Raw genomic sequence first — 20,672 nt, 5'->3', positions numbered from 1 at the left:
CGCGGTCACGCCGGCTGACGCCGGGCGACGGCCTCTTCGATGGCGCCGCGCATGAGCGCGTGCTGCTTGCGGACCAGATCGATCGGATCCGACTCGCCGAGATCCGAGAAGGCGTGGCCCTCCCACTCGCTCGAGAGATAGCCCTGGTATCCGCCCTCGACGAACTGTCGGACGATACGCGGAATGTCCATCGCCGGCTCCTCGCCGTCCGCGCCGATGTCGTAGAACTTCGCGTGCACATGGAAGATCTGCGGCATGATGTCCAGCCACTCCTCGGGCGGGACGAGTCCGTGCATGTTGAACGCGAGTCGCGTGAACGGGCCGAATCGCAGGAAGTCGACGCCCTCACCCGTGAGGTAGTCCTCGAACTTCTGGTTGCGCACGTGCATCGGCGTCGGCTCGTGCCAGATCTCGTCCATGACCGAGAAGTGCTTCTCATCCATGCCCATCTGCCGCAGTGTCCGCAGCAGAGTGGGAGACAGGCTGTGCATGGTCGATGAGAAGTCGGCGGTGAACCCGAGGCGGTCGGACTGGAGTTCCTCGTACATCTCCCGGATCTGCAGTACGTGCGGGTCGTTCGGTCCTGACGGCGCATGGATCTCGTAGCCGAGCTTCTGGTCGTACTTCTCCGCCAGTGGCAGCAGGCTGCGCAGCAGCTCCTTGCCGTGGGAGCGGATCACCACACGCTTGAAGCCCAGTGTGTGCGCGGTCTTCAGTTGTCGTGCCAGGAATTCGTGCTCCTCGTCGGGAGTCATGTCGCGGTCCTTGCGGCGCCCCATGTCGAGGTTGGTTCCGATGGCGCTCGGCTCCAGCCCGTATCGCTCGATCGAGTCGAACCAGAGCTTCACGAAGGCGTCGTCGACGTCGGGGTAGGTGCGCAGCAGCTGCGCGATGTTGAACTCGATGCCCGGGCCGATGCCCTCGTCGTGGACTGCGCGGATGAGGGTCTCCGGCGAGTACAGCCCCGCGGCGAACTCGCTGGTCATGGAGTAGAGGGTCGTACCGAGCTTGATGTCGGTGCCTGCGATGCCGTCTGCGGTCATGATGGGTCCTTTCAGCGACCGGCGGTCTGGGGAAGATGGTGGGAGAGCGCGGTGCGAGCCTGGTCGGCATCCGTGATCATGCGAGACCCGGCGGCCTCGGCGGCGGAGCGCTGCACGGCCTGCTCGCCGGCGATGATCTCGAACGGCGACTGCCAGTGGTTCCAGTGCCACCCCTCGTACTCGCTCGAGACGGCGCCGTTGTAACCGTTCTCCACGAGCAGGCGGATGAGGTCGCGCACCGGCACGGAGGGCTCCTCTCCGGTCTCGTCGATGCCGAAGAACTTGCCGTGGACGTGCTTGATCCAGGGAAGGATCTCGAGCCAGTCGTCGACGCGTGCCGGGCCGAAGAGTCCCGTGCCGTTGATCCCGAAGTCGATGCCGAGGTCGGGGCGCCCGTTCTGCGCAGCGAGGGCGATGAAGCGTCCGAAGCGCTGGCCGTGGTCGGCCTGGTCGGCCGGCGGGCCCTGCTGGTAGAACTCGTCCCAGAGCTCGACGACCTTGCCGAGGAGGTCTTCTGAGGCCCCGCGGCGCCGGTACGCCTCCAGCAGCGAGGGTGCGAAGCCGCTCACGGTCGCTCCCCAGTCCATGGTGAATCCGAGGAACGGCGAGCCGACCTTCTCGTATCGGTCGCGGAGCGCGAGGATGCGGGGATGCGACGCGTACTGATCCGCGTGCACCTCCAGGGCGAGGGTGACGCCGTAGTCCTCGGCGATCGGGGCGAGGGCCTCCATCGAGTCCGGTGTGATCGAGATCTGCACGCGTGCGATCGGGAAGCCGAGCTTGGCCGCTGCGGCGATCTGGAGGCGCATGTACTCCAGCAGTTCGTCCTGCGTGAGGAGCCTGTCGCGGTGGATGCCGATGTCGGCGTTCACGGCAAGCGAGGTGGTGACGAGATCGGTCTCGGCGACGAGGTCGCGGAACCAGCCGGCGAATCGATCGTCGATCACGGGGAAACCGCGGAAGCTCGAGAATCCGATGATCTCGAGTCCCGGGCCATAGCCGTCCGCGGCGACCTTGCGGATCAGCCCTTCGAGGTCGTACTCACGGCCGTGGAAGGCGCGGGTGAAGCTGTACAGGGTGACGCCCTGGATGGGCGAGCCCTTCGATCCCTGAACCTGCCGAGTGTTCATGCTGCCACCGCCTTCCGAGCGGTCATGCGCTTGGCGTCGTGCTCCTCGATGTGGAGCACCTCATCGGCGCCGATGACGATGTAGGGGATGTAGAGCACCAAGCCGACCTCGACGTCGTGCTCAGCGTCGTCGTCGAGTGCGAGCTCACCCGAGAGCACGGCCGAGTCGGTGGGGAACCACCACTGCTCGGTGTCCGGGACGAGTTCTTCGAAGGTGCGGGTGCGGCCGTTCATCGTCCAGCGGAGCGACGCGGCCGGCGCTGCGACGCCGTCGACCGTGAGGGTCGCGCCGCCGATGCAGGATGCGGGCAGGGCGCGATACCAGGGCAGGCGCACCTCGACGGCAACGCGCGTGCCGTCGGTCGTGAGCGTGCCCTGCTCGATGATGCGATCGGGGATCACAGAGTCCTCCTTGACTACTTATTCCTTGTTTCTACACTCTAATGTCTGAATCAGACATAAGCAAGAGCGGATGCGATCCGCCGTGCACCGCGAATCGCCAGCGCCACCGAGGTGAGCGTCGGGTTGCACGCTGTCGATGTCGGGATCACGCCGTTGCCGGCGACGAACAGGCCGGACACTCCCCACACCTCGCTGTCGGGGCCGCACACGCTGCGACCGTCTTCGGTCTCACCCATCCGCGTGGTGCCCTGATAGTGCAGCGAGGCACCCAGCGGCATCGTGAACGGATGCTCGCCGATGGGCTCACCGACCGCACGTGCCAGCTCGACGATCTGGGCGCGTGCGCGATCGAGCACGTCGTGATCCCGGTCGGTGAGCCGGTAGTGCACGCGCATCGCCGGCATGCCGTACGAGTCGAGCTCGGAGTCCGAGAACTCGACCCTGTCGTCCCACTGCAGATCCTTCACGCAGAAGAGCCCGAGGCCCACGATCGATCCAGGGACGACCGGGTCGTCATCGGCGAGCGGAACGGGTGAGGCGTCGAGCTGCATGATCTGACCGTGGAACGGCATGTCATCCGTGAAGGGCACCCAGCTCACCCCGCTCTGCTCGCTGAGCGCGCCGGATGCGGCGATCTGATCCTCGCGCGGCGGATCCACGTCGCGCAGCCGGGCGGCGTAGACGACCTGCGACTGGTCGTTGAGCATCCTGCCGAGCGCAGCGGGACGGATGCCGGAGGCCCACAGCACCTGCGGAGTGCGGAGCGCATCGGCTGCGACCACCACGACGCGAGCGCGGATCTCGTGCTCATCCCCGGTGCTCAGGTCTCGAACCACCACCCCGGCAGCCCGTCCATCCTCGACGAGGACGCGAGTCACCAGCGATTCATCGAACAGTGAGAAGCCGGGGTTGCTGCGTGTGACGTCTCCGAGCACGACGTCCGAGCCGGACCACACGAGCCTGCCGTCTTCTCGGCGATGCACCGCGAGCGGCATCCGCTGCACGCGGGCGGCTTCGTCCCGGCCCTCATCGACCACAGCGGCGAGCCGCTCCCGCACCAGAGAGGTGAAGGGCGCGGCGTCGAAAGCATCCGTCGTCACGCCCAGAAGGCGGTCGGCATCGTCGAGCAGCTCGTCCATATCGGGGATGAATCCGATGCGCTCGCTTCCTCCCGGTCGCGGGCACGCACCGGTCCAGTGCGCGGCCATTCCGCCGACATTGCTCGAGAACGCCACCACGGGCAGTCCGTCCTCGCCGTCCGCCTGAAAGCCGTCGGCGAGCAGATACGTACCGGGCCTCGCCCGCCGCTCACCCGACCGCACCGCGCCGGGAGAGTTCACTGTCGCAGACCCGGCGCCCGGTCCTTCGGAACGGCGCTGTGCGTGTGTCCGCTGCTCAGCATCCTCGATGTTCTTCACGTGCGCGCCCGGCGGCTGCGAGACGGTCGGGCCGACCTCGAACATCGCGATCGTGGCGTGCGGGGCACGCTCGGTCAGGATGCGCGCGTACGTCGCACCGGTGGGTCCGCTGCCGACGATCGCGACGTCGACCGAGGCGGGATACGCGTTCATGCCGTAACCGCCACGTCCCGGATGAGGGCGACCGACGCCGCCGACTCCTGCGTCGGGTAGTACTCCAGCCCGATCGGGCCCGCGTAGCCGGCGGCCCGGAGAATGCCGAGCCGGTTCGGCCAGTCGAGTGCGCCCGAACCGGGCTCTCCGCGGCCAGGCGCGTCAGCCAGCTGCACGTACTTGATCAGGTCACCGGCGTCGGCGAGTTCGGCGGCCATGTCCTCCCCTTCGACGGCGGAGTGGTAGATGTCGTACAGCACACCGAAGTGCGGCGACTCGACGCCCCGGGCGACGTAGGCCGCCTCGGCCGTGCGATCCAGCAGCGACCCCGGGTGATCGACGCGGATGTTCACGGGCTCGAGCACCAGGGTGATCCCGGAGCCGTCGATCTGCGCGACGGCCTTCTGGTAGATCTCGATGAGCTTGTCGAGCTGCACCTGCCGCTTCCAGCCGCCGAATCCGGTTCCGCTGCCGACGACGACGCGCGGGCAGCCGAGGTCGCGTGCGATGGCGACGCCCTCATCCAGCTTGCGGAAGAACTCCGAGTGATCCCACGGCGGGATCATGAACTGCGTGCGCGGTTCGGAGAGCTGTGCGGTCAGCTGGGTGCCGGTCTCCTCCAATGCCGCCTTGAGCGCCGGAAGGTCTTTGGGCTTCGCCGGCGCATCCACGCCGGTCGGCCCCCACATCTCCACGGCATCGAAGCCCGCTTCCGCGGCCGCACGGACGCGGTCGTGATAGTCGCCGGCCTCGGTGAAGAGGAGTTCGATGTTGGGTGCGAGCTGATACATGTGCTTCTCCTGGGGTCGTCAGGACATCGGTGTGGGCATGGATGAGAGACGCGACGGCCGTCGCGGGGCGGGGTCGTCGTTCAGCCCTTGAGGCCGCCGGCGAATCCCTGGATGAAGCGCTTCTGCGCGAAGAGGTAGAAGGCGAGGATGGGGATCATCGAGACGATCACGATCGCGAAGATCTTGTTCCAGGACGACACGAGCGAGCCGATGTAGTAATACATCGCGACGGGGAGAGTCTGGTTCGCGGAGCCGCCGAGGAAGATCAGCGACGTGAAGAAGTCGTTCCAGACGATGAGCCCCGCGAGGATCGCGACCGTTCCCGTCGCCGGCGACATCAGCGGCAGAACGACGCGGAAGAAGATCTGCGTGCGCGATGCCCCATCGATCGTCGCCGCCTCCTCGTACTCGGTGCCGAGTCCCCGGAAGAAGCCGGAGTAGAGGAAGATCGCCAGTGGGAGGAGCATCCCGGTGTACAGCAGGATCATCCCCCACACCGACCCCGTGAGGCCCACCGCCCGGGCGCCGATGTAGAGCGGTACGGTTCCGAGCTGTGTGGGCAGGACGATGGCGATGAGGAACAGGTAGAAGACGGCGCGACTCCAGCGACGGGTGCTCCGCGCGATGACGTAGCCGGTGAGCGCCCCCAGGAGGATGAGCCCGAGGATGCTGCCCGCGGTGATGATGAGACTGTTGATCAGGCCCTGGACCACGTTCGAGTTGCCCTGTGCTGTGAGCACGTCGGCGAAGTTGCCGAAGTCGGGGCTCGTGGGCGGTGCCAGATTCGAGGTCGTCAGCACCTCCTCGTCGGACTTCAGGGCGGTCGTGACCAGGAAGTAGAACGGGGCGAGGAAGACGACCGCGAGCCCCCAGAAGAGCACTTCGCGCAGGGCGGTGAACTTCGTGTAGCGGAACATGTCAGGCCTCCTCAGGGCGACCGGTGGTCACCCGCTGCTGGATGACGGCGAAGACGAGAATGATGACCGTGAGCACGAGCGCCAGGGCGGCGCCGTACCCGAAGTTGCCCAGTGCGAACGACTCCTTGTAGACCTGCGTCGCCAGGGTCTCGGTGGCCCGGGCAGGTCCACCACCGGTGAGTGCCATGATCTGGTCGAAGACCCGCAGCCCGTTGACCAGCCCCAATGTGGTCGCGATCGCCACGGCCGGACGGATCGACGGGAGCGTGATCTGCCAGAAGCGCTGCCACAGACCCGCTCCGTCGATCGCCGCTGCCTCTTCGATCTCGAGGGGCACCGCTGCGAGGCCGGCCATGTAGATGACCATCGCGAAACCCGTGTTCTGCCACACGATGACGATCAGAATGGTCCAGATCGCCCAGGTGGGGTCTGCGACCCACGCCTTCGCGAATTCGCCGAGGCCGAGTGAGCGCAGCACACCGTTGATCGGCCCGTTGTAGTCGAAGATGAACTTCCACACGTACGAGACGGCCAGCGGGCTGAGCACGACGGGCATGAAGAACAGCACGCGCAGGGCGTAGCGGCTCTTCAGCCCGCGGTTGAGGCCGAGGGCGAGGGCGAGTCCCGCGATGTTGGACAGGATGACCGAGGCGAACGCGAGGAACAGCGTGTTGGTGACCGCCCCGATCTGGGTGGGATCGCCGAAGATCTTGATGAAGTTCTCGAACCCGATCCAGTTGAAGTCGCCGATCCCCGACCAGTCGGTGAAGGCGAAGAACCCGCCGATCGCGGTGGCCGCGTAATGGATCGCGAGGACCAGAAGGATGCCGGGCAGCGCCCACCACCAGTGGCCGAACTTGAGCAGCCCCGGGCGGCGCGGATCAGCATCGGGCCGATGTCCCCGTCGATTGCGCTTGGGGACGATCAGCGCCTCGGTCTCGGAGTTGAGCGTCGCGGTCATGATTCCTCGTGTTGATCCGTGGTCCTTCGGGTGGGCGGGTGAGCCGCCCGGGCGCGCTGCCCGGGCGGCCATCCTGCTCAATCGCCCCAGGCGGCGTCCATGTCCTGCAGCACCTGGTCGATGGTCTTCTGACCGGTCAGCAGCCCCTGGACCCCGACCTGCAGCGCCTCGTACACCGCAGGGTTGGGCCAGATGTTGTTCGGGAGCGGGGTGTAGGCGCCCTCTGCCAGCAGATCGACGACCGGCGAGTAGATCGTTTCGCTCAGATCCATGTCCTTGTAGGACGAGATCGGCAGCTCACCCGACGCCTCGTAGTAGATCTCCTGCGCCTCCGGCGTGGCGAGCCATTCGACGAAGTCGGACGCCGCGTCCTTCTTCTCGGACGCCGCATTGATCGAGATCGTGTAGTTCGAGCTGGCGACGATGTACGGATCGCCACCGTCGGCGGCCGGGAAGGGCTGGACCTTGAAGTTCGCCTCCGGCGGAGCCGCCTTGGAGATCTCGATGGCAGCCCCTGAGGGGATGAAGCTGCCGACGGACATACCCTGCGCGAGACCGTTGGTGATGGCGTCGAAGCCGCCGCCCTCGGCACCCGGCTGGAAGCAGCCGCCGTCCTTCAGATCGATGATCGTCTGGAGCGTGTCCGCCCACCCGTCGCTCTCGGCGAAGGTCACGTCGCCGGCGGCGCGCTGCTCGTTCCAGTCGGGCGTGTCAGCGTAGACGCGCGTGGCAGCGATGCCCTGGGCCGTCAGGCCGGCGTTGGGGCCGGCCGCACCGGCGAGCGCGAGAAGCGACTTGCCGTCGGCAGCAAGAGCCTCACAGACTTCGTAGAGCTCCGACTCCGATGTCGGCCACTCCTCGACGCCGTTCATCGCGGCGGTTCCCATGCTCGCGACGACCGCTGCGATCGTGAAGTCCATCGGCTGACCGTACACCTCGCCGTCGAGTTCGAAGATCGTCTCGCTCCCCTCGGGCACGAGGTCGGCGGCGGTGTCGCCGAGCGGCTCGAGGAAGCCCGCCTCGGCGAGCGGGATGATCCCCCGAGCGTCTCCCGAGCCGGGAGTGGTCTGCACGACGTCCGCGGCGTTGCCCGCCTGGAACTGGGTCCGGATGGTCTCACCGTACTTGTCGTTCGGGGTCGGGTTGGTCGTGATGGTGACATCGGGATTGGCATCCATGTAGGCCTTCGCGAGCGTCTCGTAAGGACTCTCGAGGTTGTTGGACGTCGCGAAGGTGAAGGAGAACGCGGCCGAACCCGACTCGTTCCCTTCGTCCGAGCCGCCGGCGGCCGAGCAGCCGGCCAGGAGCAGCGCTCCTGCGACAGGGACGGCGATCAGGGCGCCTCGACGCCGGGTCGAGGAACTGTGCTGTGTCATGTCCAGCCTTTCTTGACTTCATCGTCGGCGGCTCGCCCATTCGAGCGCCTGTGCTGTGACTTCAGTATCACCGGGATGCGCCAGAAACACACATAAGTATTGACGATACTGCGCATAACTCTGACGGCACCGCGGTCGCACCCGTCCAGACTCAGAGGCGCGACGCGATCGAGCGCATCAGCGAATGCTGCCGCCGCACCTGCTCGATCGAGCGCCACGGGCTTCGCTCACCCTCGTATTCGCTCGAGAGGTAGCCGTCGTACCCGGCCTGCTTGAGCGCGCGGAGCACGGGCTCCCACGGGATCTGCTGGTCCTCGCCGTGCTCATCGATGTCGTGGAACTTCGCCTGGATGAAGACGACGTACTTCGCGATGTCGGCGATGTCGGCAGGGTCCACGGCGATGCCGTCCATGAACGCGGGGCGGCGGCCGGGGAGCTCACCGGGCTTCAACGGAATGGGCCTGTCCTGGAAGATCCCAGTGTCGAGCAGGAGCCCGAAATGCTCCGTGCCGGTGCGCTCGATGAGGTCGATGTAGTCGTCGACGACTTCATGCCTGATCGGTGTCGGCGCGTGTATCTCGGGGCAGATGACGACATCGAGCTCCTGGGCGAGGTCAAGGGAACGCTCGACGGACTCGGTCCAGATCGGATGCGGGATGAGGTCGCTCGAGACGACCCCGATCTTGGGGCGGACGAAGCGGAACCCGAGACGTTTCGCCAGGCGCAGATCACGCTGCAGCATCCCCGCACCCTCGACCGCCGTGAGGTCACGCGCATTCGCGCCACTCGAATGCAGGCGCGTGTCGATCCACGAACCGTAGTTGGTGGGCTCGAGCGCGTACTTCTCAAGCAGGGCGTACCACCGGTCGATCCACGCGTTCGTCGGCTCCGGGTATCCGGCGACATGCCCTTCGCCGAGGATCTCGACGCCGGTCGCACCGACGTCCGCCACAGCGGCGAGAGCGGTCTCGAGATCCATCACCGTCCCGTAGTCGGTCATGAAGCTGTACAGACTCACGCCGTACTTGAAAGGCGCTCCCTGGTCTGACGAGGTCAGCGTGATGTGCCGCGAGACGTCGTACGTCGAGGGCTGGTGCTCCTGGGGTATGTATGACATGCGCAGCCGCAGCTGGATCGCCACCTCGTGCGTGCCTTCGGGCAGCCCGCCGGGGTGGGGCACCGTGACGACAGCGGCCTCCTCAAGCGGCCAGCGCACGTCGTCGGAGTCCCACAGCTCCGCGAGCGTGTAGCTTCGGGAGCCGAAGGTCCAGTGCGGCACGTCCGCGGGAACATCGACGAGGTCGCCGACGCGCACCGCGACGCCGTCGATCAGGGATGCCACCATCCCTCGGTACGACGGCATCCGCAGCCGGAACTGGAATCCCGTGATGCGGTCTCCGTCCCACACATTGCGGAACCCGACGGACTGGATGAGATCTCTCTCGAGAAGCATCGTTGCTCACTCTCTATATGGACGCGACTGCGCGCGAATCACGGGTCGCGGGCCGTTCGAGACTAGCGGGTTATGACCCACCCCGACATAAGTAGGTGCAATATCCGCATAACAGTTCCGACGTCTTCACGCACGAGCCATTCGGGACATCGTTGCGAGCGATACGACCTACCGCCTCCATAGATCCGGCGGATACACTGGCGAAACGATACCCGAACTCCAGGAGCACACCGTCGTGTCCAACCAACCGCTCCTCTCCAGGCTCGACCTGAATCTGCTGGTCGCGCTCGATGCACTGCTGACCGAGCGCAGCGTGACGCGTGCGGCCGAGCGGCTGCACCTGAGCCAGCCGGCGCTGAGTGCATCACTGGCGCGCTTGCGAACCCACTTCAACGACCAGATCCTCGCGCGGCGAGGAAACACGTACGAGCTCACTCCGCTGGCAGTGCGTCTGACCGAGCACACGACGACGGCGCTCGAGGCGGCACGCCGCGTGTTCGAGAGCCAGGCGACGTGGAGCCCGAAAGACTCGACCAGGGAGTTCTCCATCTACGGATCGGACTACGGTTTCGCGACGATCGGAAGCGAGGTGTCGCGGATCGCCGCCGAGGTGGCGCCCGGGGTGCGGTTCCGGTTCATGCTGCACAACCCGGCGATCGTCGACGACGCGCTCAACCGTCTTCGTTCAGTGGACGGGATGGTCATCCCCCACGGTCACCTCACCGACCTCCCGTACGCCGACCTGTGGCGTGACAGCTGGGTCGTGGTGGCGGCGGAGTCGAATGAGCTGATCGGCGACGAACTGACGATGGACATGCTCGGCGCCCTGCCCTGGGTGCTGACCTATCAGTCGCGCACCGCGTTCACGTCGGCGGCGCGGCAGCTTCAGCAGCTCGGGATCGAGCCCCGCATCGAGTCGGTCGTCGAGAGCTTCCTCGCGCTGCCGCATTTCATCGCGGGCACCAACCGCCTCGGCCTGATCCAGGCCGGTCTGGCTCACATCGCCGAATCGGTCGCCGGCGTGCGCACCCTCGAGCCGCCGTTCGACGCGACGCCGGTCGTCAATGCGCTCTGGTGGCATCCGGTCCACAGCCGGGACCCCGAGCATGCGTGGATGCGCGGCATCTTCGAGCAGGCCGCGGCATCCCTGTCCGGCGAGCCGGCACCTGCCAGCGGCTGACGGCCACCAGCCGCCCGGCAGCCGCGAGCCTTCTGTTCCAGCACGAGACTTGGCTCAGGGACGGAAGTACCGTGCTGGACGGCAAGTCTCGCGGGCGGCGCGACTGACGACGCCCGGATACGACAAAACCCCCGGCGAGCCGAGGGTTTCATTCCGTAGCGGAGGCGGGACTCGAACCCGCGACCTCACGATTAGGCATCGAGAGATTCCGGTGGTTCGGATGCCTCGCCGCAACTCGACCTACCTGGACTTGACCGGGTGTTTCTTGTCATTGGCGTTGTCGATACTACGCGGGGGCTCGCGTCAGTTGGGGTGATCTCGGCGGAATAATCGGTGGATAAGTGGTGACGCATCGAGTGGGTTCCGCGACTGGCGTTCCAGGGCGGCCTCACCAACCAGTGACTCTGTCGCGACTCGCGCGGGGCCTACCGCTCCGCATCGAGGCGGCCCAGCACAGCACGCTCTGCCTCCTGCGGAATGATCACGGGTGTCCACCCCGTAGGGAGGACACCCGTGATCCCACTCACTTGATCGAGCCTCTTGTGACCCCGGAGATCACCCAGCGCTGAGAGAAGATGTACACGATGAGTAGGGGCGCCATCGCCATCAGGTACGACGCGAAGGCGACCGTGTAGTCGGTGTTGTACTGCCCCTGCAACACGTACTGTGCGAGCGGCAGCGTGCGAGCACCGGGGTCGGTGAGCACCACGAGCGGCAGGATGAAGTCGTTCCACGCCCACACGCAGGTGAGGATGCCGACGGTGGCGTTCATCGGCGTGAGCAGCGGGAAGATGACCTGCCAGAACACCCGCCACGTCGACGCGCCGTCCATCCGGGCCGCTTCCTCGAGCTCGATCGGGATCGATCGGATGTAGGCGGAGTAAATGAACACATTCAGTGAAAGCCCGTAGATCGTGTACAGGATGATAACGCCGACCTGATTGTCGAGCCCCAACATCGCGGTCTGCTTCACCAGCGGGAGCATGATGATGGGGAAAGGGATGAACAGGGCGGCGAGCAGGTAGTAGAACACGCCCTTGAAGAACGGCCGGTGCATGTTCCTCGCCAGCGCGTAGGCGGCGATCGAACTCGTGAACATCGTGAAGACCACCGAGCCGACGGTGATAAGCGCCGTGTTCATCAGCGCCTGCGGGAACTGCGTGCGCTCCCACGCCTCGGCGAAGTTCTCCCAGCGCACCGGGTTCGGCCATTCGAAGCCGGTGCCGCTGACGAGCTGGTCGGGCGTCTTCAGCGCCACGACCACCGCGAGGTAGAGCGGGATGAGGACGGTGAGCGCGCACACCGCGATGACGGCGGTGGCCCACCAGTTGGTGCGGCGGGTGTCGTCGTCACGGTCGGCACTGCCGCGGCGGCGTCGCCCTGCTGTGATGATGGACGTGGTGGACGTGGTGGGGGCTGCGACAGACATCAGACATCCGCCTCTCGGCGCTGGAGTACTCGAAACTGCAGGAGGGAGACGATCGTGATCACGATGAAGAAGATCACCGCGTTGGCCGTCTGGTAGGCGAACTCGCCACCGGCGTAGCCGCCCTTGAAGATCAGCATCGTCACCGACTCGGTGGCGGTGCCGGGCCCGCCGTTGGTGAGGGCGACGATCGGGTCGAATACCTGCAGGTATCCCTTCAGGCTCAGCACCACGTTGATCGTGAAGAAGGCGCTGATCAGGGGGAAGGTGATCGCCCAGAACTGTCGCCAGCTCGACGCCCCGTCGAGCGACGCCGCCTCATAGAGCTCGGACGGGATCGTCTGAAGACCCGAGAGGTAGATGATGATCGTGAAGGCGCACCCCTGCCAGACCGCGAGCGTCACGATCGCCAGCCACGCCCAGTCCGGGTTGGACAGGATGTTGTCGGCGATCAGCGGAATGCCGGGCAGCAGCTTCGGCAGTGAGTTCGTGAACAGGTATTGGAACACGTACCCGATGACGAGCATCGCGAGCACGTAGGGCACGAAGTAGACGCCGCGGAAGAAGTTCCGCGCTTTGATCTTCGCGTTCAGCCCCATCGCGATCGCGAGAGAGATCGCGTTCGTGAGGATCGTGGCCGCGATCGCGAACAGGAAGGAGAACCCGTAGGCTCCCCAGACCCGGTCGTCCTTGAACAGGTTGAGATAGTTCGAGACGCCGACGAAGTTCCAGTCGCCGTACCCCGCGTAGTTCGTGAAGCTGAAGAAGACGCCGACGAGCATGGGCACGGTGTGGAACGCGGCGAACGCGATGACGGCCGGCCAGATCATCCAATGGTACGCGGAGAGTGCGCGCGGCGCGGTGGTGCGGATGCGGTCGGCACGGGCGCGGCGGGTGCCGCCGGATGCCGAGGACCGCACCGCTTCGGTGAGGGTGCTCATGTCAGTCCTCCGTCACGGGGATGGTGCGGGCGGCGATCTTGCGCCACTCGTTGTCGAGGGTGGCGAGCGCGGCGTCCGCGTCGCTCGTGAAGACCGACGCCTGGATGTATTCCGCCAAAGGAATGCCAGGTGGGATCTGGTGATCGAGGAAGCCGGTGATCCGGCCCTCGTCGAAGAACGGCTTGACCGACTGCAGAGCGAGGTCGTCGCTGAGCTCGGCACCCTCGACCGAGGGGATCATGTTCTGCGAGGACGCGAACTCCTCGATCACGTCGGGGCGGAACATGAACTCGATGAAGCGCAGCGCCTCCTCGCGGTGCGGGGTGTTGCGGCCCATCGTGACGGTGACGTCGACGCCCGAGACGATCACCCTGTCCTGTTCGGCATCCGTCGGGTACGGGAAGATCGCGGCGTTGATGTCGGGGTCGACCTGCTTGATGCCGTTGACGGCCCAGATGCCCTGCAGCAGCATGGCGGCCTCGCCGCGCGCGAAGGCGGCGTTGCCGTCGTCGTAGGTCGCCCCGCGGAAGCCCTCCTGCGCGTAGGAGTACAGCTGCAGCTCGCGGTCGAGGGGCTCGGCGAAGTCCTGCGTGAACGAGGCGGGCGAGTCGGGCCCGACGTTCTCGCCCTCGGCGCGCATCTCCTCGAAGAACCCGTCCTGCACGGCGTAGGCGCCGAGACCGTTGAACGACGGCACCGCCGTCCACGAGTCGGCCAGGGTGGCGTAGATCGGCTGGATGCCGGCATCCTGCAGCTGCTCGCACGCGGCGATGAGCTCGTCCCAGGTCTCCGGCACCTCGATCCCTTGCTCGGCGAAGATGTCGGCGTTGTAGATGATGCCGTTGGCGTTGTTCACGTATCCGAGGCTGTTCACCTCGCCCTCCTTGTTGCCGAGATCGGCGAGGATCTCCTGCACGGCCGGATTGATGGTGTCGAGCACCGGCTCATCGCTGAAGTCGTAGAACACCCCGGCCTGTGCGAGGCGGCCGAAGTTGCCGTTGCCGTTCAGGGTGATGACATCGGGCGCCTTGTCCTTCACGAGCAGGGTGCGGATGATGGTGTCGGCATCCGCCACCTGGTTCTGCACGACCTTGATGTCGGGGTTCTCGACCTCGAACTTCTCGATGATCGCGTCGAAGTCCTCGCGGGCCTCGCCTTTGAACTGGAAGAAGTTCAGCGTCGTGACACCGAGGTCACTGCCTGCCGAACAGCCTCCCAGCGTCCCGGCGAGCGCGGCGACGGCGATCGCCGCGACTGCTCCTCGGAGCGGATGGATGGATCTCATAGCTGCGCCTCCTTGCGCTTCGGACCGGATCGCCGGTCAGTTCTCTGCAGTCAGCTCCACGACGGTCGTGCGGCCGGGGTGCTGCACGGGTGGGCGGATGCCGGTCACGGCGAGCTGCCGGCCGGTCAGTGCGACACCGTCCTGCGCCCAGCGCAGCGGCGACTGCCCGGCATCCGCGTGTTCGCCTCCGGGGACGACGACGCCGAGTCGGTAGGTCTTCTGCGGGTCGAGGCCGGGGATGCGGACGCGGCCGGCCGGGTACGCGATCGAGGTCGCGGCCTGCGTGATCGTGAACACGGCCTGCGCACCGCCGGGCGCGACGATGCCGCGGACGTCGATGCCGGCATCCGTCCCGTCGACGTGCACGACGCGGCCGGTGGCGACGAGCGGGCGGATGCGCTTCGCGAAGCCGACCCAGGCGGCGATGCGCGCGCGGTCGGCGTCGGTCTCGCGGCTGATGTCGCGCTCGATGCCGAAGTGCCCGAACGCGGCGATCGCGGCGCTGAGGTCGAGGTCGGTCGCGCGCCCGGTGGAGTGCACGACGGCACTGGTGAGGTGCGCGCCCATGAGCTCCGGCGGCACCACGAGGCCGGTGTAGCGCTGGATGTCGAGGCGCTCGAGCGGGTCGATGCAGTCGCTGGTCCAGATGCGGTCGGTGCGTTCGAGGATTCCGAGGTCGACGCGGGCGCCGCCGGAGGCGCAGCTCTCGATCTCCAGCCCCGGATGCTGGGCCTTCAGCTCGTCGAGCAGACGGTACAGCGCGAGAGTGTGCGCGTGCACGTGGGATCCGCCGCCCGGTCCGGTTCCGGCGTCGACGAGGTCGCGGTTGTGGTCCCACTTCAGGTACGCGATCGGGTATTCGTCGAGCAGCGCGTGCAGGCGGCCCGCGATGTGTGCGTACGCCTCGGGGTGGGCGAGGTCGAGTACCTGCTGCTGGCGGGCGACCGGCGGCAGGTCGAGGCGGGACCGCAGGATCCAGTCCGGATGCTCGCGTGCCAGGTCGCTGTCGGGATTCACCATCTCGGGCTCCACCCACAGGCCGAACTCCATTCCCAGCGCACGGACGTGGTCGACGAGCGGATGCAGCCCCTGCGGCCAGATCTTCGTGTCGACCTGCCAGTCGCCGAGGCCGGCGGTGTCGTCGCGACGGCCGAGGAACCAGCCGTCGTCGAGCACAAAGCGCTCGACGCCGACCTCGGCCGCGGCATCCGCCAGTGCCGTCAGCCGGTCGAGGTGGTGGTCGAAGTAGACGGCCTCCCAGGTGTTGAGGGTGATCGGGCGGGGGCGGCGCGGATGCTGCGGGCGGGCGCGGAGCTCGTCGTGGAACCGCCAGGACAGCTCGTTGAGCCCGTCGCCCCACGATCCGATGATCCACGGCGTGGTCACGGCGGCACCCGGTTCGAGGATGACCTCGCCCGGTCCGTAGAGTTCGCCGCCGGCGAGGAACGCCTCACCGGTCGGCACACGCTCGGCCAGTGCGGTGTGGCTGCCGCTCCATGCGACGTGGATGCCGTGCACGCGGCCGGCCTCGAAGCCGAAACCCGGGCGGCCGGCGCAGAGGAGGAGGGTGTCATCGGCGCCCGGCCGGCCGCGGCGGCTCTCGCGGAGGTAGGTGCCGAATGTCGCGTCGTGGCGCTGCGGCGAGCGTTCGCGCAGGTGGCGTCCGGTGGTGTCGAGGATCTCGGTGGCATCCCACGGGACGGGGAAGGATGCCGCGAGCCGCTGCACCGTATAGGCGCTCGAACCGCTGTTGCGCAGGGTGATCCGCTGGTGGAGCAGGCCCGAGGCGCCGAGCCTCAGCTCGACGGTGGCGGCGAGCCGTGACTCCTCGTCGGAGAGGGAGATGCTGACCCGGTCCACCGTCGCGTCGACGCCGGCGAGAGTCCAGCGGGCGCTGATCCCGGTGCCGGCGCGATGCCCCTCGAGTCCGGGGGTGCCGAGCCAGCCGTGCGCGGGGGTGGGGAGTAGGGAGAGCACCGGGGTGATGTCGAGGCCGCCGGAGACCCGCTGCGGGGCGGCAGCCAGGGCCAGCCCGGCGAGGGCCTGCCGATCGACCTCGCCGAGATCCTCGCCCCAGTGCACGATCACGGGCGGCGCGATCATCTCGAGTACGACACTGGTGCCGCCACGACGGAGGTGCAGGACGTCGGGGGAGCGCCTCTCGTCGGTGACGGACGCTGCGCTGCTCACATCGCTGGAATGCATGAATTAGTTTTAGCACGGAAGTAACCGGGGGGTCAATGCTGTCCTTGTCCCCGATTCGGTGGCGGTTATCTGCCAGAATGGAATCAATAGGGAGGCTCATGATCACCGACACTGAAGCCGCCGTCGCGCGCACCGTGCTCATCCACGGGCCGATCTCGCGGTCGGCTCTGGCCGTGCGCATGGGGATGTCGCCCGCGAGCCTCACCCGCCTGACGAAGCCCTTCGTGGATCGCGGCATCCTCGTCGAGCTCGACGACGTCGTCGACGGCGTCGGCCGTCCCTCCCGTCCGCTCGACGTCTCAGGGGGCATCGGCACCTTCCTCGGCGTGAAGCTCACCGGCGGCGAAGCTCATGTCGTGCTCACCGATGTGCGCGCGCAGCTGCGCGGCACGGTCGTTCTGCCCCTCGAGTCGCACAAGCCCGGGGTGGTCGTCGACACGATCATCGACGGTATGGCGCGGCTCGTCGGCGACGGCCCCCGCCCGGTGGGCATCGGGATCAGCGTCGGCGGCGTGACCGACGGCATCCGGGTGATCTGGGGCCCGTACCTGGAGTGGGAGGGTGTGCCGCTCGGCGAGCTCGTCACCGCCGCGACCGGATTGCCCACCCGCATCGAGAACGACCTCATCGCGCTCACCGAGGCCGAGCGCTGGTTCGGCGTCGTGCGCGGACTCGACGGTTTCGCCGTCATCACCATCGGCGTGGGCGTCGGGTACGGCGTCGTCTCCGGCGGCGAGGTGGTGCGCAACATCGATTCGGGCATCAGCCTCGCGGCTCACGTGCAGCTCGAGCCGCACGGGCCACTGTGCTCCGAAGGGCACCGTGGCTGCGCGCAGGCGATGCTCGGCTCCGCCTCGATCGCGGCACAGGCCACCACCGCGCTGCATCGCCCCGTCGGCTACGACGAAGTCCTCCAACTCGCGACGTCCGGTAACCCGGCGGCGCGGGCGATAGTCGATGCCAGCGCCCGCGCGCTCGGCCGCCTCATCGCCTTGTCCGCGAACCTCACCCTGCACGCCGACATCGTGCTCGCCGGAGAGGGCATGGGCCTGTTCGCGGTCGCCGAGGATGAGGTGCGGGCCGAGATCACCGCGGGCCGTGACCCGAATGCCTCCCCCGTGCGACTGCATGTCGATGACAGCGGCTTCACCGCCTGGGCGCGAGGGGCTGCAGCAGTCGCGATCCAGGCCGCCTTCGAACGGCTGTGAGACGTGGATGAAGCAGCATTAGCGAGACTCAGCCGCCGGAGGCCTCTTCGCCGATCGCCCGGTCCGACACGGGCGCCGATCCAAACAGCTGACCCGGCAACATGCCGTCGCCAGCAGGCCAATGGCCGATTTGACGGCTGGCACTTGCGTTAGTCAGCACGTTTTTTGCGAGCATCGCGCTCTCGACTGGTGCCCCCGTTGTTTCAACCACTAGCGACGCGCAGGGATACCGCGGCCGCCGCTCGGCGTTGCTTGTCGGAGCGCTCGGAATATGCACGATCGGAGGAGTCAGCGGAGCCATCGCGGCCCGTTACCTGACATCGCAAGTCGTCTGGCCGGCGATCACGCTCGGTGTTCTCGGCATCGTCGTCACCCTATTTCTCCAGCACCACCGCGAGTTGAACGACGCTCTGGACAAGCTGGATCGCGCGCTGTCTGCGCTTTATTGCGAACTTACAGCGCGCGAAACCGACGAGCAGAAGCTCACTGCGGCCGCTTTGGAGGTCGAGTCCGCCATAACGGTGCGGCCGCGCGACCCCCTCGCGATTCCACCGCTGCCGCTGCTGGACGATGAGCTCTGCGTTTGCATGTACTTGTTGGAGACTGCCACGGGCCTACCGATTCAAGTGACGAGCAGCAGACAAGCCGACCTCATCAGGCAGCGCGTGGGCGATCATGATCCCGATTTCTGCTTGCCGACTTGGCGTGGGAACCCGACGTCGACTCTTCCGGTCCGCGAAGCAGATCAGATTGCTCCACGCGGATGCCTGCCCCGGTGCGCAGTTCCCACGTGTCCCGGCTTCTCCCCGACTCATCGGCGCGTTCTCATCAGACACCTCCGGATAACGAGCGCCGCCAACACAACACCCTGAATCCGTCGCGTGTTCGACAGAGAAGCAGTGAGCGCCTGCCTTCGCTCGACCAGTTCGTTGCAGGAACCGCGCCAGTTTCTGCATGACAGAAGGCAGCAGCATCTTCGCGCTCACCTGCGAACGGCTAAGGGTGGGAGGACTGATTACGGCCCGAACGTCCGCTACTCGAGGACGTGATCGCCTCGAACTCGACCCGCTTCGCGAGCTCTTCGGCCCAGGCCCACGCCGCGCTCCTGGCCACGCCGTATAACTTGCGCCGCGAGTCGTCTGACGGGAGCGGAGTGAGCAAGCCTGCTCGGACCAGCGCGTGAAATGGCTTTTGCAAGCTGCTGACGGGGACACCAAGACCCGTGGCGAGCTCGCCCAAAGTGACGATCTCCTCTCGCGCATCCCTGATCGCGAGCATCAACTCGAGCCGATAGTCCTGACCGAAAACAGCCCGTGCCGCGATGCCGGTGCGGTGTGCAGCACACGGCGACGGCTGCTGGGTTGCGTGGTGTGCCGCTCGACGCATCAACCTACGACTACGCGGGGCAGGTGGCGGGTGGCGTCCCCTGGGGTGGTGTAGTTTCCGGTGCTGGGTGTCACGTCGTTGACGTGGTGAGCCATCGTGCGATGGTCAGTGAGAACCGACTAAAGCTACTCACAGAAAGACACGACGCACGATGGCTCTTGACCAGTCTGCCCTCCTCGAGCTCCTCGGGGAACTGAAACTCACCGACGTCACCGACCGGATCCGGGTCGCGACCGAAACGCTCTACCAGGAGTTGATCGACGCGGAAGCGGCCGCGTTCATCGGCGCCGCCCCGTTTGAACGCACCCCGGATCGCACCACGCAACGCAACGGCACCCGCCGGCGGACGCTGACCACGACCGCCGGGGAGCTGGATCTGCGGATCCCGAAACTGCGGCAGGGCTCGTTCTTCCCGTCGCTGTTGGAACGGCGCCGCCGGGTCGATCAGGCACTGTTCGCGGTCGTGATGGAGGCCTACGTCCACGGCGTCTCGACCCGGAAGGTCGACGACCTGGTCAAAGCGCTCGGCGCTGACACCGGGATCAGCAAGTCCGAGGTGTCTCGGATCTGCGCGAACCTCGATGAGGACGTCGCTGCGTTCCGCGACCGGCCCCTCGCGGACACCACCTACCCGTATGTGTTCCTCGACGCGACCTACTGCAAAGCACGGGTCGGCCGGCGGGTCGTCTCTCAGGCCGTGGTCGTCGCCGTGGGTATCGCGGCGGACGGGCGGCGGGAAGTGCTCGGGTTCGAGGTCGGGGAGACCGAGTCGCAGCCGTTCTGGACCACGTTCCTGCGGTCGTTGAAGGCCCGCGGGCTGGACGGGGTGAAGCTGGTCATCTCGGACGCGCACACCGGTCTGATCGCCGCGATCGACACCGTCTTCCAAGGCTCCAGTTGGCAGAGATGCCGAGTTCACTTCATGCGCAACGTGCTCACCTCGGTCCCGAAGACCGCGGGGCCGATGGTCGCGTCGATCATCCGCACGATCTTCGCTCAACCCGACACCGAGCACGTGTTCGCGCAGTTCCACGAGGTCGTGCGCATGCTGACACGGTCGCACCCGAAGATCGCGGACATGCTCGAGGACGCGAAGGACGACATCCTCGCGTTCTGCGGGTTCCCGCAGCAGCACTGGCGGCAGATCTGGTCCACGAATCCCCTGGAGCGGGTGAACAAGGAAATCAAACGGCGCACCGACGTCGTCGGCACCTTCCCCAACCCCGCCGCGTTGCTGCGCCTGGCCGGGCACGTCCTCATCGAGCAACACGACGAATGGGACGGCGCCGACCGACGCTACTTCAGCGAGCACTCCATGAAGCTCCTCAACACCACCGAGAAGGAGGTCGCGATCCCCGAACTCGCTGCAGCATAATCACAGAAGCTGATCTCGCACGG

The 20,672-nt window shown here is 66.7% G+C and carries 16 protein-coding genes; 3 read left to right on the top strand and 13 right to left on the bottom strand.

What is annotated here, in order from left to right; translation table 11 throughout:
• Window positions 1-5: 5 nt before the first annotated feature.
• The 9 genes from H7694_RS02910 to H7694_RS02870 all read right to left on the bottom strand — a co-directional run bounded on the left by H7694_RS02910 (window position 6) and on the right by H7694_RS02870 (window position 9,643).
• Window positions 6-1,043 carry a sugar phosphate isomerase/epimerase family protein gene (locus tag H7694_RS02910; RefSeq protein ID WP_193598054.1) on the bottom strand — a complete coding sequence of 346 codons (1,038 nt, stop codon included), beginning with the start codon at window positions 1,041-1,043 and terminating at the stop codon, window positions 6-8.
• 11 nt (window positions 1,044-1,054) lie between these two features.
• Window positions 1,055-2,173 carry a sugar phosphate isomerase/epimerase family protein gene (locus H7694_RS02905; protein WP_193598053.1) on the bottom strand — a complete coding sequence of 373 codons (1,119 nt, stop codon included), beginning with the start codon at window positions 2,171-2,173 and terminating at the stop codon, window positions 1,055-1,057.
• On the bottom strand, window positions 2,170-2,574 hold the full coding sequence (locus H7694_RS02900; RefSeq protein WP_193598052.1) for a DUF6379 domain-containing protein: 405 nt from the start codon (window positions 2,572-2,574) through the stop codon (window positions 2,170-2,172). Before H7694_RS02900 ends, H7694_RS02905 begins: the two co-directional genes overlap by 4 nt.
• A 50-nt stretch (window positions 2,575-2,624) precedes the next feature.
• The gene (locus tag H7694_RS02895) at window positions 2,625-4,145 is read right to left on the bottom strand and encodes a GMC oxidoreductase (protein ID WP_193598051.1); all 1,521 of its coding nucleotides are present in this window, start codon (window positions 4,143-4,145) and stop codon (window positions 2,625-2,627) included.
• Window positions 4,142-4,936 (bottom strand): TIM barrel protein, encoded by a 795-nt coding sequence (locus H7694_RS02890; RefSeq protein ID WP_193598050.1) that lies wholly within the window; start codon window positions 4,934-4,936, stop codon window positions 4,142-4,144. Before H7694_RS02890 ends, H7694_RS02895 begins: the two co-directional genes overlap by 4 nt.
• An 80-nt stretch (window positions 4,937-5,016) precedes the next feature.
• Window positions 5,017-5,853 (bottom strand): carbohydrate ABC transporter permease, encoded by an 837-nt coding sequence (locus H7694_RS02885; RefSeq protein WP_193598049.1) that lies wholly within the window; start codon window positions 5,851-5,853, stop codon window positions 5,017-5,019.
• 1 nt (window position 5,854) lies between these two features.
• On the bottom strand, window positions 5,855-6,814 hold the full coding sequence (locus H7694_RS02880; RefSeq protein ID WP_193598048.1) for a carbohydrate ABC transporter permease: 960 nt from the start codon (window positions 6,812-6,814) through the stop codon (window positions 5,855-5,857).
• Window positions 6,815-6,891: 77 nt separating this feature from the next.
• Window positions 6,892-8,190: an extracellular solute-binding protein gene (locus H7694_RS02875; protein WP_193598047.1), complete on the bottom strand. Its 1,299-nt coding sequence runs from the start codon at window positions 8,188-8,190 to the stop codon at window positions 6,892-6,894.
• A gap of 151 nt (window positions 8,191-8,341) precedes the next feature.
• Window positions 8,342-9,643, bottom strand: coding sequence for a DUF6379 domain-containing protein (locus tag H7694_RS02870; protein ID WP_193598046.1), 1,302 nt, complete (start codon window positions 9,641-9,643; stop codon window positions 8,342-8,344).
• 235 nt (window positions 9,644-9,878) lie between these two features.
• Between H7694_RS02870 and H7694_RS02865 the strand changes: the two genes are divergently transcribed.
• Complete coding sequence (locus H7694_RS02865; protein ID WP_193598045.1) at window positions 9,879-10,823, top strand: LysR family transcriptional regulator; 945 nt, start codon at window positions 9,879-9,881, stop codon at window positions 10,821-10,823.
• Between the two features lie 523 nt (window positions 10,824-11,346).
• On the opposite strand, the gene H7694_RS02860 is transcribed toward H7694_RS02865, so the two are convergent.
• The 4 genes from H7694_RS02860 to H7694_RS02845 are packed head-to-tail and all read right to left on the bottom strand — an operon-like array spanning window position 11,347 to window position 16,680.
• Window positions 11,347-12,252, bottom strand: coding sequence for a carbohydrate ABC transporter permease (locus H7694_RS02860; RefSeq protein ID WP_193598044.1), 906 nt, complete (start codon window positions 12,250-12,252; stop codon window positions 11,347-11,349).
• Window positions 12,252-13,190, bottom strand: a complete 939-nt coding sequence (locus H7694_RS02855) for a carbohydrate ABC transporter permease (RefSeq protein ID WP_193598043.1) — start codon at window positions 13,188-13,190, stop codon at window positions 12,252-12,254. Before H7694_RS02855 ends, H7694_RS02860 begins: the two co-directional genes overlap by 1 nt.
• Before the next feature lies 1 nt (window position 13,191).
• On the bottom strand, window positions 13,192-14,475 hold the full coding sequence (locus H7694_RS02850; protein ID WP_193598042.1) for an ABC transporter substrate-binding protein: 1,284 nt from the start codon (window positions 14,473-14,475) through the stop codon (window positions 13,192-13,194).
• Window positions 14,476-14,511: 36 nt separating this feature from the next.
• Window positions 14,512-16,680 (bottom strand): alpha-galactosidase, encoded by a 2,169-nt coding sequence (locus tag H7694_RS02845; RefSeq protein ID WP_193598041.1) that lies wholly within the window; start codon window positions 16,678-16,680, stop codon window positions 14,512-14,514.
• Between the two features lie 98 nt (window positions 16,681-16,778).
• Between H7694_RS02845 and H7694_RS02840 the strand changes: the two genes are divergently transcribed.
• Together H7694_RS02840 and H7694_RS02835 are read left to right on the top strand one after the other, a co-directional pair.
• Window positions 16,779-17,888 carry an ROK family transcriptional regulator gene (locus H7694_RS02840; RefSeq protein WP_193598040.1) on the top strand — a complete coding sequence of 370 codons (1,110 nt, stop codon included), beginning with the start codon at window positions 16,779-16,781 and terminating at the stop codon, window positions 17,886-17,888.
• 1,537 nt (window positions 17,889-19,425) lie between these two features.
• On the top strand, window positions 19,426-20,649 hold the full coding sequence (locus tag H7694_RS02835; RefSeq protein ID WP_193596582.1) for an IS256 family transposase: 1,224 nt from the start codon (window positions 19,426-19,428) through the stop codon (window positions 20,647-20,649).
• The last annotated feature ends 23 nt before the right edge of the window (window positions 20,650-20,672 follow it).

The organism is Microbacterium sp. YJN-G (assembly GCF_015040615.1).
GTDB lineage: Bacteria > Actinomycetota > Actinomycetes > Actinomycetales > Microbacteriaceae > Microbacterium.
This window is presented reverse-complemented; position numbering and strand designations above follow the sequence as displayed.